18 protein-coding genes are annotated in these 15,011 nt (G+C 62.3%); 16 read left to right on the forward strand and 2 right to left on the reverse strand.

Annotated features, from left to right (window positions below; genetic code table 11):
• Position 1: 1 nt before the first annotated feature.
• Together ACVI1L_RS33690 and ACVI1L_RS33695 are read left to right on the forward strand one after the other, a co-directional pair.
• A complete protein-coding gene (locus ACVI1L_RS33690; RefSeq protein ID WP_456784867.1) occupies positions 2-373 on the forward strand; it encodes a hypothetical protein in 372 nt (123 codons plus the stop codon).
• Positions 374-375: 2 nt separating this feature from the next.
• The gene (locus ACVI1L_RS33695; RefSeq protein WP_456784868.1) at positions 376-900 is read left to right on the forward strand and encodes a DUF1833 family protein; all 525 of its coding nucleotides are present in this window, start codon (positions 376-378) and stop codon (positions 898-900) included.
• A 122-nt stretch (positions 901-1,022) separates the two neighbouring features.
• On the opposite strand, the gene ACVI1L_RS33700 is transcribed toward ACVI1L_RS33695, so the two are convergent.
• Positions 1,023-1,331, reverse strand: coding sequence for a DUF1330 domain-containing protein (locus ACVI1L_RS33700; RefSeq protein WP_456784869.1), 309 nt, complete (start codon positions 1,329-1,331; stop codon positions 1,023-1,025).
• Between the two features lie 1,401 nt (positions 1,332-2,732).
• Between ACVI1L_RS33700 and ACVI1L_RS33705 the strand changes: the two genes are divergently transcribed.
• The 14 genes from ACVI1L_RS33705 to ACVI1L_RS33770 all read left to right on the forward strand — a co-directional run bounded on the left by ACVI1L_RS33705 (position 2,733) and on the right by ACVI1L_RS33770 (position 14,207).
• Positions 2,733-3,182, forward strand: coding sequence for a hypothetical protein (locus ACVI1L_RS33705; protein ID WP_456784870.1), 450 nt, complete (start codon positions 2,733-2,735; stop codon positions 3,180-3,182).
• On the forward strand, positions 3,167-6,673 hold the full coding sequence (locus tag ACVI1L_RS33710) for a host specificity factor TipJ family phage tail protein (protein ID WP_456784871.1): 3,507 nt from the start codon (positions 3,167-3,169) through the stop codon (positions 6,671-6,673). The genes ACVI1L_RS33705 and ACVI1L_RS33710 overlap by 16 nt, the downstream gene beginning before the upstream one ends.
• Before the next feature lie 6 nt (positions 6,674-6,679).
• Entirely contained in the window at positions 6,680-7,117 is a 438-nt protein-coding gene (locus ACVI1L_RS33715) for a hypothetical protein (RefSeq protein ID WP_456784872.1), read from the forward strand.
• The gene (locus ACVI1L_RS33720) at positions 7,118-7,558 is read left to right on the forward strand and encodes a hypothetical protein (protein WP_456784873.1); all 441 of its coding nucleotides are present in this window, start codon (positions 7,118-7,120) and stop codon (positions 7,556-7,558) included.
• Positions 7,555-7,959, forward strand: a complete 405-nt coding sequence (locus ACVI1L_RS33725; protein WP_456784874.1) for a hypothetical protein — start codon at positions 7,555-7,557, stop codon at positions 7,957-7,959. The genes ACVI1L_RS33720 and ACVI1L_RS33725 overlap by 4 nt, the downstream gene beginning before the upstream one ends.
• The gene (locus tag ACVI1L_RS33730; protein ID WP_456784875.1) at positions 7,956-8,522 is read left to right on the forward strand and encodes a hypothetical protein; all 567 of its coding nucleotides are present in this window, start codon (positions 7,956-7,958) and stop codon (positions 8,520-8,522) included. The genes ACVI1L_RS33725 and ACVI1L_RS33730 overlap by 4 nt, the downstream gene beginning before the upstream one ends.
• The gene (locus tag ACVI1L_RS33735; protein WP_456784876.1) at positions 8,519-8,887 is read left to right on the forward strand and encodes a hypothetical protein; all 369 of its coding nucleotides are present in this window, start codon (positions 8,519-8,521) and stop codon (positions 8,885-8,887) included. Before ACVI1L_RS33730 ends, ACVI1L_RS33735 begins: the two co-directional genes overlap by 4 nt.
• Before the next feature lie 49 nt (positions 8,888-8,936).
• Complete coding sequence (locus ACVI1L_RS33740; RefSeq protein WP_456784877.1) at positions 8,937-10,793, forward strand: hypothetical protein; 1,857 nt, start codon at positions 8,937-8,939, stop codon at positions 10,791-10,793.
• 5 nt (positions 10,794-10,798) lie between these two features.
• Entirely contained in the window at positions 10,799-11,161 is a 363-nt protein-coding gene (locus tag ACVI1L_RS33745; RefSeq protein ID WP_456784878.1) for a hypothetical protein, read from the forward strand.
• Positions 11,162-11,503: 342 nt separating this feature from the next.
• The gene (locus ACVI1L_RS33750; protein WP_456784879.1) at positions 11,504-11,764 is read left to right on the forward strand and encodes a hypothetical protein; all 261 of its coding nucleotides are present in this window, start codon (positions 11,504-11,506) and stop codon (positions 11,762-11,764) included.
• 107 nt (positions 11,765-11,871) lie between these two features.
• Positions 11,872-13,122 (forward strand): peptidoglycan-binding protein, encoded by a 1,251-nt coding sequence (locus tag ACVI1L_RS33755; RefSeq protein ID WP_456784880.1) that lies wholly within the window; start codon positions 11,872-11,874, stop codon positions 13,120-13,122.
• Positions 13,119-13,520, forward strand: coding sequence for a hypothetical protein (locus ACVI1L_RS33760; RefSeq protein WP_456784881.1), 402 nt, complete (start codon positions 13,119-13,121; stop codon positions 13,518-13,520). The genes ACVI1L_RS33755 and ACVI1L_RS33760 overlap by 4 nt, the downstream gene beginning before the upstream one ends.
• A gap of 49 nt (positions 13,521-13,569) precedes the next feature.
• On the forward strand, positions 13,570-13,833 hold the full coding sequence (locus tag ACVI1L_RS33765; protein WP_456784882.1) for a hypothetical protein: 264 nt from the start codon (positions 13,570-13,572) through the stop codon (positions 13,831-13,833).
• The gene (locus tag ACVI1L_RS33770; RefSeq protein WP_456784883.1) at positions 13,830-14,207 is read left to right on the forward strand and encodes a DUF1515 family protein; all 378 of its coding nucleotides are present in this window, start codon (positions 13,830-13,832) and stop codon (positions 14,205-14,207) included. The genes ACVI1L_RS33765 and ACVI1L_RS33770 overlap by 4 nt, the downstream gene beginning before the upstream one ends.
• 215 nt (positions 14,208-14,422) lie before the next feature.
• Here ACVI1L_RS33770 and ACVI1L_RS33775 read toward each other — a convergent pair whose 3' ends face one another.
• A complete protein-coding gene (locus tag ACVI1L_RS33775; protein WP_456784884.1) occupies positions 14,423-15,010 on the reverse strand; it encodes an ATP-dependent DNA ligase in 588 nt (195 codons plus the stop codon).
• Position 15,011: the final 1 nt, after the last annotated feature.

The raw sequence follows: 15,011 nt of genomic DNA on the forward strand, positions 1-15,011 counted from the left end.
GATGGCTTTGCCGGCATTCCCGATCGCAAACGCCGTCATCCTCAAAGACGGTTTCGGCCTGCAGCGCATGCGCGATCCGATCTCGACCGATATGGAGCAAGGCAACACGCGGCAGCGTGCGCGGCCTGGCGACAATGTCGGTACGGTGACGCAGACGGTTCGCTTCTACGCGGCCGACTACGACACGTTTGTCGAGTGGGTTAAGACGACGCTGAACCTCGGGACCGCTCGATTCACCATCGACGTTTGGCTCGGAACGTCACTGGCGAACAAGGTCTGCCAGTTCATCAAGCCGGGAACCAACCTGGTCGCGAGCTGGCCGAATCCGGACCTGGTCGACGTTCGCATGACGCTCCGGGTTTACGACGTCTAGCCATGCCGACACACAATGAAGCGCTGCTCGAGGCCTATGCCTCCTGTCCGCCTAGCGCACGGATCTATTACACGCTCGAGCTCTGGCAGTCGTCATTCGACCAGCCGGCGCGGGTTGTCGCCAATGTCGGCGACGATATGACCTTTGGGCTCGAGGCCGGCGCGCCGCGCAACGGCGGCGAGAGCGTGACCTTTATCGCCTGCCCATTCGAGGCCGGTTATCCGGAGCAAAAGGAAGGCCAGCCGCCGTCGACGACGATCAAGATCGATAACGTCAACCGCGAGCTGGTGCCGAAGATCCGCGCGGCGCAGGGCACGCGCGAATATATCCAGGTGCTTTATCGCGAGTACCTCGGCAGCGACCTGACCGAGCCGGCCTATGGGCCGATCGAATTCGAGCTGCGCAGCGTCCAGATGGTCGCTGCGTCGCTAACCGGGACGGTCATGGTCAAAAACCTGCAGAACAAGCGGTTTCCGCGGCTGACAAAGAATTACGACTATATCAAGTTTCCGAGCCTGCTGCCCTAATGGCGGGACGTCCGGCAAGAAGGTCGGCTCTCCCTTCGAAAGGCGACGTTACAACAGAGTTGGGCAGTGTCAGAGTTGGGAGACTTTCAGCGATGCGAACGACCGCGCCGCCAAAGCGGGGCTCAATCCGTGGGCTGCGGGCCGTCGTAGCCTTCGATCACGATGATATCGATGTCCACGGCTCCCGCGCGCAGTTCCCTTGCCTTGGTGTATTCAGGTGAGCGGTAGCAGGCGAGCGCGGTTTCGTAGTCCTTGAACTCGATTACGATGTTGCGCTCGCGCGCCTTGCCCTCCACCGCCTCGAAGGTGCCGCCGCGCACCCGGAATTTCGCATCGTATTTACGGAGCACCGCCGTGAGGGCGGGGCCGTAGGCTTTGGTGTATTCGGGTTTGATCACATCGATGCGCCCGATCCAATACCCGTTCGGCATGTTGTCCTCCTCATCTTGCATTCTGAAATCAAAAGGGGCCACTGGCAGTTGAATTGCTCTGCGTGCCGATGGTTCCGTTGGATTGACGACACCGTTGAGCTTGAGGGTAGTGGCGCAGCGGGGCCAAGCTAATCGAGCGTCGAGGTCCGTTCAGGGTCAAACTGCGACTTCAACCCTGTTTCAGGGCTGGTCCGCTATACGCCGGATACCGGACGCTGCGGTGGCTCCCGTGAAGGTTAGCAGCGGGCCACAAGCGGCGGTCGAAGATCACGAGAGACGAGCCGGAATCCGACCATTCGGGTTTATCTTCAGATACTCACCGCGATCCGTGCCGAAAGCTGTGGTGTTGAGCAACGCCAAGCATTGCCCCATAAGCCCTGTTGGGCCCAAACAACGGAGCCGCGCCGCCAGGCAGTTCCAGGCCCATTCTGCCTGCTGGCGTTAACTCGCAATCGTTTAGCACATCCCTATCTGGGTATTGCGCCTGAAACGAAGCCGGATTTGAATTCGCCCACGTCGGGCACTGGGCACTTGCAGAACTTATCACGCCAATCGACATAATCGCTGCAATAATAGAAGTCCTGAATCCACTCACAGTCGTACTCCGGAACGGTTGTTGTTTTCGTGCGGAGCATTCGCGCTGGCTAGAATCGGCTGCTCTGTTGAAAGCGTTTCCTTTGAATTCTTTTTTGGACAAGAATTACGTAGGTATGCGCTTGGGAAAAGACACTCAGTGAAAAATCACGGCTGCGCGAACGGCAAATCGGTATGCTCACCGTTGCGTGACCCGCACCCGCACGCAGGCAGATGGCAAACCAGCATACGGCGAGAGGGGCTGCGCAGAGGTTACGTTTAGTCTCAGGCCGGTGGTCGGACGTCGCACCAGTCATGCAAGCGTTAACGTAGTAACTTTCGTCCGCGCTTCCCACCTTAGCGTGTGCATAGTAACTCCTTTGTCGGAAGCTTCATGCGAACTCATAAGTTACTTACTGCTCTCATTCTCGCGAGCCTGATCGCGGCGCCATCGATGGCACTGGCCATGGCAGCGAGTTTCGAAACGCCACTGCGCCCTCCCGTCATCGTCGGTGCCCCTCGGTTGGTATCTCCGCGCGCGGCAGGACCCTACGTGATGGACCCCAGACGCACCACGCTCCACTGGCCAAACGCCAGCGCCAAATTTCATCGTTGATTGATGCGCAGGGCTTGAAGGATCTGCTGCGGATGCCGAACAATCAGGGCTGCCGCCCCTTCGCGAGCGTGATTTCGAGCGTGTGTCCGATACTCGTCGCCGAACGCCCGGCGATGTCCGGGTAGGGTCAAAAGCCGCCGATCGCGGTCAACCGACCGACGTCCGCTCTTTCTCAATGAACTGACCTATCGTCAAGTTACCTGCCAAGCCGTTTGGAAGGCTACGGGCTCTTGTCCATTAACCGTTCTTCATTCCTGTCGCCCCTGATCGGCGAGCCGTGGGCCTGGCAGTCCCGCAACTGCTGGGATTTCGCCTGCCATGTCCAGCGCGAGCTGTTCGGCCGCGAGCTGCCGCAAATCGCGGTGCCGGCCGATTTCAGCCGGCGCTGGGTGCTCGAGGAGATCGCCGGGCATCCGGAGCGCGCGCGCTGGCGCCAGGCGCCGGACGGCCCTGGCGGCCTGGTGATGGCCGCTGACGGCGCGCTGGTGCTGATGGCCCATGCGCGCTTTCCCGCGCATATCGGCGTCTGGCTGCGCCAGGAGGGTCGGGTAATTCATTGCGACGGCCTGACGGGCGTCGCTTGCGAGACTGTCCTGGCGCTGCGCCAGGTGGGTTGGAAAAAGCTTATGTTCTTTGAGCCGGTGCCATGCACGGATCTGTGAAACGATTGCCAAAGCCGCCGGCGAGCTCGCCGGAGCGTCCGCGAGCTCGTCGCGAGCGGCGCAGCGACGCGGCGCGTCAGCCGGTGCTGCATCTGGTGATGCCTGGCCTCGAGGTCGGCCGGGCCGAGCCGCGGCCGAGAGAGACCGTCACGGCCTTTCTGCGGCGAACCGGCTGGGCAAAGCGCGATCGGGATTTCGGCTGGCAGTTCAAGAAAGGCCTGCCGACCGTGCTCGAGATCAACGGCGAGGCCGTGCTGCGCCGGGATTGGCGGTCGCGGCGCATCGGGTCGGCCGACGCGGTCCGCTTCATGTCCTATCCGCTCGGCGGCGGCCAGGGCGGCGGCAATGCGGTCAAGCAGGTGATCGGCCTAGTCGCGCTCGTCGCGGTCTCGGCCTTTGCGATCTGGGCCGGTCCCGCGCTGTTCGGCGCCGGCACGTTTGGCGCGCTCGCGACGACGGCGGCGATCGGCATCGGCGGCTCGCTGCTGGTCAATGCCTTGGTGGCGCCAAAGGCCGGCGCGACCAATACGCCGACCGCGACGCAGGACCAGATTTATTCGGTCGCGGCGCAGGGCAACGTAGCCAAGCTCGGCCAGCCCTTGCCGGTTTGGTATGGCCGCTTAAAGGACTACCCGGATTTCGCCGTGACGCCTTGGGGCGAGTTCGTCGCCAACGATCAATACCTCAACGTCCTGCTGTCGCCGACCATGGGCAGCATCGAATATGAGGCGGTCTATGTCGACGATACCGTGTTCTGGGATCAGACCAACGGAATCGCAGCGGCGTTCACGGATGCGCAGATCGCCTTTTATGGGCCTGGTGATCCGGTCACGCTGTTTCCGACCAACGTCGACCAGTCGGCCGAGGTCAGCGGTCAACAGTTGCCCTCGGGGACTGGCACGTCAGGCGGCCAGTTTGACGCGAACGGCAACCCGTTCGGCGCCTCGGCGCGGTCGCCTGGTGACTGGATCGGACCGTTCGCCGCCAACCCGGCCGGGACGCTGGCGCAATCCCTGGCCGTCGATTTCGTGTTCGCGGCGGGCTGCTTCACGGTCAACGGCAAGGATGGCACGATCGGCTACTCCAACGTCGGTCTGACGGCGGAATATGCGACCTGCGACAATGCCGGCGCGCAGACCGGGCCTTTCGTCACGCTGTTTTCGATCGTGCGCCAGTACGCCTCGCAGGCGCCGGTTCGCGACAGCGTCAAGGTCGACGTCGTCCCTGGCCGTTATCTCGTCCGCTTTCGCCGCGAGGACGGCGAGCTGTCCGGAACCGGCGGCAGCAACTCGGTGCTCTGGGCGGGCCTCCGGTCGTTTCTGCAGGGGGACAATTCGTTTGCGGACGTCTCGACGATCGCGATCCGGTTGAAAGCTTCGCAGTCGACGCAAGGCTCCTACAAGTTCGGCGTGCTGGGCACTCGCAAGCTGCCGGTCTGGAACGGCGCGGCGTTTGTGACGCAGGCGACCCGCAACCCAGCATGGGCGTTTCTCGACGCGGTGACGAGCGGGCAATACGGATCGGGCCTGTCGATCGGCAAGGTCGATTTCAATGCCGTCGTGACCCATGCCGCCGGCTGCGATGCGCGCGGCGACACGTTCGATTATCGGTTTACGACGGCCGTCGCCGTGCCGGATGCGCTGAACAAGATCCTCGCGCCGTCTCGCGCGCAGCATTTCTGGCTCGGCGATACCGTGTCGATCGTCCGCGACGAGTGGCGCGACGTGCCGACCATGCTGCTGACCGATCGCGAGATCGTGCGGGATTCGATGCAGGTCAGTTTCACCATGCTCGGCGAGGAAGATCCCGACGCCGTCGTGGTCGAGTATGTCGACGAAAGCACATGGCGGCCGGCGCAGGTGCAGTATCCGCCGGATAGCGACACGTTCACGTCGGTCAATGCCGAGACCAAGCGCGTCGACGGCATCGTCAACCGTGACCAGGCGTTTCGGGAATGCGCGTTCTATTACCTGCAGTCGATCTATCGGCGCGAAAACGTTGCGCTCGGCTCGGAGTATGAGGGCAGGGCGATCACGCGCGGATCTGTCGTCAGGGTGCAGTCCGATCTGCCGGAAAACTATGGTTTCGGCGGCGCCGTCGTGGGCGTCGCCGGCGCGACACTGGCGCTCAATCCGGCGCCGGTCTGGGATAGCGGTCCGTTCTATATCCGCCTGCGGAAACCGAACGGGAAATTCTTTGGCCCGGTGCTGTGCAGCCGAGGCGTCGACAATGGGCATGCCGTTCTGGATGCCGCCAGCCTGGCGACGGCCGAGGCCGCGCAGGCGACCACACTGGCGGCCGTCCTGGCGCGCGAGGATGGTGCCGAGTATCCGTCATTCGACCTCGGCACGGGCGTCAGCCAATCGCGGCTCTGCGTTGTCCTGGACGGCTCGCCGAACGGCGATCAGTTCACGCTCAACATGGTGGTCGATGACGAGCGGGTTCATGCGACGGATCTCGGCAATCCGCCGGTGCTGCCGAGCGCGCAATATCCGTCAAACGACAAGGTCCCGCTGGTGTTCGGCCTCAATGCCTACATCAGCCAGGGCACGGCCGAGCCGCGGCTGTTCGCCAGCTGGTTTCCGACCGCGGGCGCGATCTACTACGTCGCCGGCGTCTCCTATGACGAGGGCAAGAATTGGACGCAGGTCTATGAGGGGGCCGAAAACCAGTTCGATACGGTCATCAGCCTGGCCGCTGTGCGCCTGCGCGTCCAGGCGGTCAATGCGACGATGCGCGGGGCCTATTCGACCGTCGACCTCGAGGCGCCGACGGTCAAGCTATCGCCTGGCATGGTCACGCTTGAGTCCTTCAATACGGCCCTGAAAAATCAGGTCACGGCGGTCACCGACCAGGACAATGACGAGATCAATGCCGCCCTGCAGCTGATCGCGTCGACCGCGGCGGACCAGGACGCACGCAACTGGCTCGACAAAAAGACTATCCGCTCGGAAATGTCGGCGCGCGTCGGCGCGGCCTTCGCGCAGATCGCTACCGTACAGACGGTTGCGGTCAACGCGCAGCAGGCCGTCGCGGATCTCGAGACGACGGTCACGGCCGAGTTTGGCGACGTCAATGCGTCGATCGACCAGCATTCAACGGCGATCGCGACGCTGGACGGCTATGCTGCGGCGGCCTGGTCGCTGCAGCTCAATGTCAACGGCTACGTGACCGGCATCCAGCTGGTGAACGGCGGCGCCGGCACGTCCGCCGTCATCTTCGTTGCCGATAAATTCCAGGTCCAGCTGCCGAGCGTGAACGGCGGGGCGCCGCTGCCGGTCTGGACGATCGGCACAATCAACGGCGTCGCGTCGATCGGCTTTACCGGGAATATGTACCTCGACGGCACGGTTACCGCGCGCATGATGAATATCGGCGTTTTGAGCGCGATCACGGCCAATGTCGGCACGTTGACAGCCGGCATCATCCAGAGCTCGGACGGCAAGATGGTTATCAACCTGACGGCCGGCACGCTGATTATTTCAGAGTGATCGGACATGGCGGTCCGGATCTATATCGATGCCTCTCGCGTCACAGTGTCGAAGTCGGGATTTGACGCGCGGTTTCCGCCGGCCGTCGACTACAAATACCTGTCGCTGGACAGTCGGTTGAACCAGGGCAGGCCGCTCGAGGTCGGTCTCATTCCGGCTTACACGTTTCTGAGCGGTGCAAAGGTGTTTTACTCCGGCAGTTACCCCACGCCGCCAGCTGTGGACATTGTCCCCTATAGCATCACGTCAGGGACTGCAGGATACGGGCAGACGCTCGTCATGCGGGACGCCAACAGCTCAACCGCAATTCAGCGATCGCCCTTCGCCGTGTTGTGCGCGAGGGATGGCTTTACTCCGGATGACTCCGGCCTGGTGTTCGCCCGATATTCTCGGCTGCATGGGTTGGCGTTCAACCTGTTCTATGTCGCCTGGAAGGTCTGGTAAGTGGCTCGCCGCTTTTTGATGGGCCTGCATCCGAGCCTTGGGCAATATGGCGCCTGGCTTTCCGTGCCTGGCGTCGACGTCGTTACGGCGACTGCTGCAGCGCAGTTCCTGCTGAAATCGGACGTCAAGAACGAGCAGGTCATCATGTCGGGCAGCATCTTCCTGCCGGCACTGAGCGGTGATGTTGCGGTACCTTATCCGGCGACGCTGCCGCAGAATCCGTTCGTCGCGTTCCGGACCTACATTGACTCTGGAGTGGTGTCGTATCCCTACCGCCTGGATATGGCGGTGCCGAGGGACATCACCATAGGGGGCACGGTGTTTTACGAGATATCGAACGGCTTCCGCATCCAAAACAACCAGATGATTTTCAACAACTCGCTGTCCGAGTCCTACGGCATTTATGTCGACTACATGATCTTCAATCGGAGCCTCGGGTGACGCAGCGGATTTTTATGCAGGGCGGACCGAGCGCCAGGCTGGTGGTCAGCAAGCCGGGCGTTGATGCAGCGCTCGCCAATCTGGACCAGACCGTTTTCGATTCCCGCTGGTCCGGTCACCAGTTCTATTTGAGTGGCACGCTGGACAGCATCAACGACAGCACCGCTCAATTGAATTTCGGAGAGACGCTCGACGCGCCGCCGTTCATGCTGGGCTATTGCGATCCGAGCATCCTTCTAAACCCTGGCACGCAATATTTGCAGTGCGAAGCCTACCGCGGCGGCGGCACTGATTTCTGGATCTACGCGGCCGTGACGACCTCGTCCATCGTGTTTCGGTTCAAATTCGGCAACCAACAGGGACGGCTCTATTTCTCGTTGTTCAGGAGGATCGCAGGGTGACGGGGGTAACACTCGACGCGGCATGGGCCGTGCATGGCTATACGCCGGCGACGGTCGGCGGGCAGGCGGTCACGGTCAGTCCGGAGGCCGTGACGGTCACGGTCGACGAGCCGGAGGCGGTCAATAAGACCAAGACGCTCATCCGGCACGACGAGACCGGATTTATAACGCAGGTCATTCTCGACGCCGCGAGGCCGATGGACGAAATCGCCAAATCGTTCACGGAGGCCGGCATCGATCACATTCTGTATGACGGCAATGTCGACATCACAGAGGCTTATGTCGACCTGTCGACTGATCCGCCGGAGATCCGGCCTAAGCCGGAGGTCGTCATCAGCGGCGAGATCCGGCCGATCGAGGCGGACGGCGTCGATGCGCTGCATCTGACGGTCCAGCCGGAAGCGTTCACGGTCTATGTTTGGTTTGAGAACAGGCTGGTGCATCAGGAGGACGTTGTCGACGGCGGCCTCGAGTTCGCGATCGACCAGGCCGGCACGTTCCGGGTAACCATCGTTGCCGCGCAGCCGTACAAGGTCGGCGCCTTCGAGGTGGTCGCGCGATGAAAATCAGCATCTCGCCCCTCGTCCAGGAGAAGAAGCGCGCGGAGCGCCGGATCAACACATTCCTGATGGTCGACGGCCACGACATTGCGCATTCCCGCAAGCATATGCTGGCGCTGTCGGTCCTGGGCGGCGCCGCGCCGACCGCAGAATTCGAAGAGGCGGCGCGCATCGAGGGCAAGACCGCGCAGGAGCTCGCGGCGATCATCCTCGCCAAGCCTGACGATCTCATGGTCAAGGAAAACCGGCGCAGGGGCCTCGTCGTCGCCGTGCGCAATGCGCGGACCTTGGAGGAGCTGACCAAGATCCTCGCGGATAACAACGTTCCAGCGCATTACGAGGACCAGCGGCTCGCGCTGCTGCCGTAGCCTCAACACTCAACCAGCCAAACAAACTGCATTCGAGGGGTTTCTCGAGATGACGGCACTTGCCAGTTATTCGACCGGGACGGTTTCTGTCGCGGCCGGCGGTACGATTGTTTCCGGTTCAGCGACGATCTGGTCAGGCACGAATGTTCGGCCTGGCGACGTCCTGCAGATCGGCAATTTTCAGACGATCATCGCCGATGTTACCGATCCGACGCATCTCGTCATTCCGCCGTGGGGCGGCGGCGCGCAAGCCGACGTCGCTTATGTCGTCTGGAAAATGTCGCCGCAGCGCATCGCCGGCGCGCAGGCGATGGCTGATGTTTCGACGCTCGTCGCGGCGCTGAACACGACCGGCTTTTTCTGGTTCGTCGACGCGGCGCTCGCTGCGCCTGATCCCTCGCTCGGCTCGGACGGTCAATTCGCGCTGCAGCCTTCGACCGGAAAAATGTGGGTTCATGTCGCCGGCGCATGGACCTACCTCGGGATTTATCGGGGTCTCGGCATCCCGGCGCCTTACGACAATGCCAAGGCCTACAACCTGATGGACGTCGCCACGATCGGCGGTTCGTCCTACGTCTGGATTCAGGCGGCCTCGAGCTCCGGTCATGCGCCGCCAGATCCGACCTATTGGGCGTTGCTCGCCAGCAAAGGCGATACCGGCCCAACAGGTCCGCTGCCGTGGCTGCAAACGGCGACATGGGCGACGGGACAGAACTACGTTGCTGGCCCTCCGGCGAGCGTCGTGGTGCATCCGATCAATAAAAACATCTATCAGTGCCTGGTCGCGCACGTATCGGGAACGTTTGCGACTGATGTCGCGGCGGGTAAATGGCGGCTGATCGGCCAGAGCACGGCCGAGGGCACCAGCACGAGCTCGATCACGATCGGCGCCGGCAGCGTCGGGTTTACGACGCAGACGGACCTGTCATACCAGAACGGCGTTCGCCTTCGCGCTTCGTCCAATGCCAACATTGGCAACTGGCAGGAGGGTGTCTGCACTTACGATCCGTCGACCGGCGCTCTGCTCATGTTCAGGGATAAGTTTGCCGGCGCCGGCACGTTCAACGATTGGAATTTCAACCGGGTTGGTCAGCCCGGCGCCGGCGACCTGTCATCGACAGCTAACCTGTCCGATCTGACCAACAAGCCTGCTGCGATCGTCAATCTCGGTATTCCCGGTTTGATGCTCGGCCATCTGTCCGGCTTGAAGATTACATCGCCAGGCGCCGTCTCGACGTTCAGCGTCAGCGCCGGTGTCGCTTGCGATCGAAACGCGGGTGACATGATCGTCCTCAGTGCTGCGCTGATTAAGTCGAGTTCGGCATGGGCGGCGGGCAACAACAATGGCTGCCTCGATACCGGGTCGCTTGCGAACGGCTTCTACCATGTCTTCGTGATAAAGAATCCGACGACGTCGACCGTCGACGCGCTCATGTCAAAGAGCGCGACCGCGCCGACGATGCCTGCCGGATATACGTTATTCCGTCGCATTGGCGTCGTGTGGTTCAATAGCGGCGTCAATTTCTCGGCACTTTTGCAGCGGGGCAGGGAGTTTTTCTGGCCCGGTTCGGCGCTGGATGTAACCACGACGATCGGAACGACGTTGCAGACGTTCGCGCTCGCCAGTTGTCCGACCGGCGTCAGGGTGCAAGCCCTGCTGAACGTCATTGCGTGGAACCCCGCGCAAAACACCGTTTGGTGGACGCACGAAACCGGCCTTACCGACAACGCACCTAGCTATTCGGTCGGCGGGAACGGTTTGGAAGCATCAACGGCCACTTCCGGCAACGCAAACGACTTGCGCATCTGGACCGATACATCAGCGCAGATCGCCGCGCGATCATCCAATGCGAACACGTCTTACCGCTGCTTTACGCGCGGTTGGTTCGATCCATTGGAGGGATGAAGCAGATGGGATTTGTACAGCGAAACAGCGATGGCGCCATCGTCGGATGGTTTGCCTGTGAGCAACCGGCGCCGATGGTGACCGAACTGGTCGCCGACGACGACCCGGCGGTGATTGCATTTCTTAATCCGCCGGCGCCGGTGCCGTCCTATTGCACCAAGCTCGGCCTGAAACGGGCCTTCGACGAGCTCGGCACATGGGCTGCGGTCAAGGCCGCGATCGCGGCGGATGCGAACGTCCAGGAGGAATGGGATCTCGCGACCGAGATCCGGCGCGCAGATCCTCTGGTGCAGCACATGATCGCGGTCGTCGGCCTCTCCGACGCACAAGTCGACCAACTGTTGATACGCGCAAATGCCCTGGTCTGACCGGGCCGCAGCACAAAAACTAAAATGACTAACTTGAAGGCAGAGGCTCGACTTACCCACCGCGTCGATGTGATTGACAGGTCTTGTTCGAAAGCGCGACACTTGCTCTGAGGGCGCTCGTGCGGTGGTTTTCAGTTATGAAGATGCTTACGGAATACTTGGATCGGGCTGTTGAGTTCGAGCGGTTAGCAGCCTCTGAAGAGAATGAATCGTTCAGATCAGTGCTACTGAACCAAGCTGCTGCGTACAGACACTTGGCAGAGGAGCGCGCCGAGCAATATGGCTTGCCGAAGCCCAGTGCCCCTGAGGTGTTACGACGCTTCCGCTCTTAAATCACTACGGGTGAAGCAGGAACAGCAGACGCTGCCGCTCTTGTTCGAATTGGCTGTGGTTGTTGCGCAGCATCTTAAGCTCGCGCTGCGTGCCGGCTATGTCTTGATTCTGTCGTTTCAGTTCAGCAAGGCGTGCCTCGCATTCGGCCAGCTGACGCTCTCCCTCGACTACCTGACGTTCGATCTCCCTCAATTGATCTATGATACTTTCTCTGTACATCGCTTCACGCTGCCAAGTGATGCCCAGCAAGATATGCATTTAGCAAGTTAGAAGTTCCTCGCGTCCGCTCTACCACTCCGCACAACGTCGGCGACCTTCTTGCTCTAGCGAAAACCTTCGCTGAAGGCGCTTTCTTCTGAAACAAAAGGACTACCACGATGACCAACGCAGTCATTTCTGCGAGCGCTATCGATTTGCATGGGATCTCCCGTGCGGCGTTTGACTTGATCGTCAGCGCCGAGGTTACCGGCGAGGCCTGGTATTCAAAGCATCTGCGGTGGCCAACCTGGCCTGGCGAACAGTCCGGCGTGACGATCGCCTGTGGCTATGACGTCGGCCAGACGACGCGGCAGCAGTTCCTGGCCGATTGGTCGGGCAAGATCCCGGATGCGATGTTGAAGGCGCTGGAGAAGTGCTGCGGCGTTACGGGGCAGGCCGCGGCCGCGCTGGCGCGGAAGCTGCGCGGCGTCGTCGATATCCCGTGGGACGTCGCGCTCGAGGTTTTCTCGAGCCATGACATCCCGCGCTATCTGGCGATCTGCCGGCGCCTGCTGCCGGGCTTCGACGAGCTCTCGCCAGATTGCAAAGGCGTCATCCTCTCGCTCGCGTTTAATCGCGACGCCGGCGGCTTTAACAAGCCTGGCGCGCGCTGGTCGGAGATGCGCCAGATCAAGGCGGCGATCGGTAGCGGCGATCTCGCCAAGATCCCCGGCCTGATCCGGTCGATGAAACGGCTATGGCCCGACAGCAAGGGCCTGCGTATCCGTCGCGACGACGAGGCGGCGCTATTCGAGCATGGCCTCGCTGCCTCGCATCCGCATGAGCATGCCAAGCTCGCAACGACGCCGGCGCCGGTCGATCCGGACGCCGTCGCCTATGTCCAGCGGCGGCTGCGTGAGCTCGGCTATTACGACGTCGGCCAGGTCGACGGCGAGCAATCGCCGCAGGGCCGGACCGAGGGAATGATCCTGGCCTATCGCAACGCGCGTGGCCTGCCGCTGACGCCCGCGATCGACGAGCAGCTGATCGCCGAGCTCGGCAAACCGCAGGCAGCGCGCCAGGTCGCCGAGACGCGGGCGAGCGCGACCGTCGAGGATCTCCGCGGCGAGGGCTCGCAGACAATCGCTCTGACCGATCGGGCCAAGAAATGGGCCGGCAAGATCTTCGGTAGCTCGAGCGGCCTCGCCGGCGGCGGCGTGCTCGCCTGGCTGACCGATCGCGCGACGCAGGTGTCGGCGGCAAAGGACGCGGTCGGCGCCCTCGGCCTGACGCCTGGCGCGATCCAGGCGATCGCGATCGGCGTCGCTGCCCTGGCCGTCGTCGCCTGCCTCGGCGTCCTGGTCTGGTTCGTGGCGCACCAGCTCGAGCAGCGTCGTCTGGCTGACTATCGCGCGGGGAAACACGCATGAGCTGGATCGTCGCAATCCTCATGCGCCTGGCGGGCCTCGCCGGCGTCAACCTCTCGCCATTTGCCGCCGGCGCGCTGTTCGCCGGCAGCCTGGCTGTCATCGCCGGGGGGGCCGTGATCGCCGGCGGTGCGCATCTCTACAACGTCGGCTTTAGCTCGGCCGATGCCAAGTGCGGGGCGGCGCAGGTCGCCGCGCAGAATGCTCAATTGCAGGCGCGCCTCGAGGAGAAGAATCGCCAGCTCGTTTTCGCCAACGCTCTGCAGCAGCGCGATGCCAAGCGTGCCGCGGCGGCCGAGGAGCAGTTCAAATCCAACCAGGGGGCAATCGATGCAACGCCGGCTAATCCTAACAAGTGTTTTACTCGCGACATGTCTCGCCGGGTGCGTGGCGTCAGGTAGCGTCGACAAGCTGCAGCCTCCGCCTCCGGACGCGCCGAACATTCCCCCGATGCCGGCGGACGTCGCGGCCTGCGAGCGCGCGCCGGTCGATACGCCGGATCGCGATCTCGACGCCGGCGAGATCGAGCGGCTCTGGAAAACCGACCGCGCGGCGCTGGCAAAGGTCAATGCCTGCCTGCGTCGCGCCGTCTGCCAATACCAGGACGTCCGCGAGCGGATCGGCCGCGTTGACGGCGTGGCCTGCGAGAACATCGCGCCGGCGGAAAAGTTGGCGCCGCGCCTTAGCCTGTTGAAGTGGAAGAAGCCGAAATGAGCGGTGATGACGCTAGCAGCGTGAATGCTGCCCTGCTGCAGATGGCCGCGAAGATCGGCGGCCTCGAGTCGACCGTCGCGACCCTGCTGCATACCTGGACGCAGATGGAGGCGAAGGCCTCGGACGGACGAAAGGATCTGCATCAAAAGGTCGATGCGCTGCGCGCCGAGATGACAACCATGGGCGCGCAGCTCGCGACTGCGACCAAAGATATCGCCGACATGAAGCCGACCGTCCAGGCCGTCCAGAATGTTCAGGTGCAGGCCACTGGCGTGCGCAATGCTAGTCGGTGGCTCTATTGGCTGGCTGTTCTGTTGAGTGGTGGCGTTGGCTGGATTTTGACGAGCTTCGTCGACTTTCACGTTAAACGGTGATGAGGCGGCGTGAGAACACCAGACCTGAGCCCGGCGCCCTAACCGGCGTCGGGCTCCTTGTGCCGCGCCACGGCTTCATTGACCTTCCGACGGTCAAGCCGATCTGCGGGGGAGAGCATGGAGACAGGGCGCCAGATGCTAACGTCGATCTCCAAGTTTGAATTTCGTGGTTTCTTGGCCCACTCCCACCATTGGTCAAATGCGTCTTTGGCCACTCAAAACTCCCGCGACATCGCCGGATGCGTCCTGTTCTTGACCTTGATCCAGTGCGGACACCGACCGCCGCGATAGGGGCGATCCGATCGCTTTGACACCAGACCCTCGAACCCGAACTCGCAGGCCTTTCGGAAGAGGTCAGGTCCGATCTCGCCCTGTTCGAAATCCGACAGGAAGATGCCCTCCGGCCGGCGGGCAAGCAACCGCTGCAGGTTCGTCTTGCGCATCGAGAGCGGTAGATCCCTCAGGTCGTCGCCGTCCATCGCGAGGATATCGAAAGCCAGCATCTCGACCTCGGCATTGTGCTTGCCTGAGTGCAGGGCGTTGAAGTCCGAGTAGCCATCGACGCCGCGGACTACGGCCTCGCCGTCAATCACGAACTGCTTCTGGCGGTTCTTGAGGGCAGCTTCCACGATCCACGGGAAGCGCTTCGTCCAGTCGTGGCTGCCCTTGGTGATCAGCCGGACGCGATCTCCGTCACGCTCGAGGCGCAGGCGGTAGCCGTCGTACTTGATCTCGTGGAACCACTCCGGGCCGGCCGGGACCGCCTTTCCAACGGTCGGCAAGCAGAACTCGAATTTTGGCATG

This window comes from Bradyrhizobium sp. USDA 4516, from assembly GCF_054055915.1.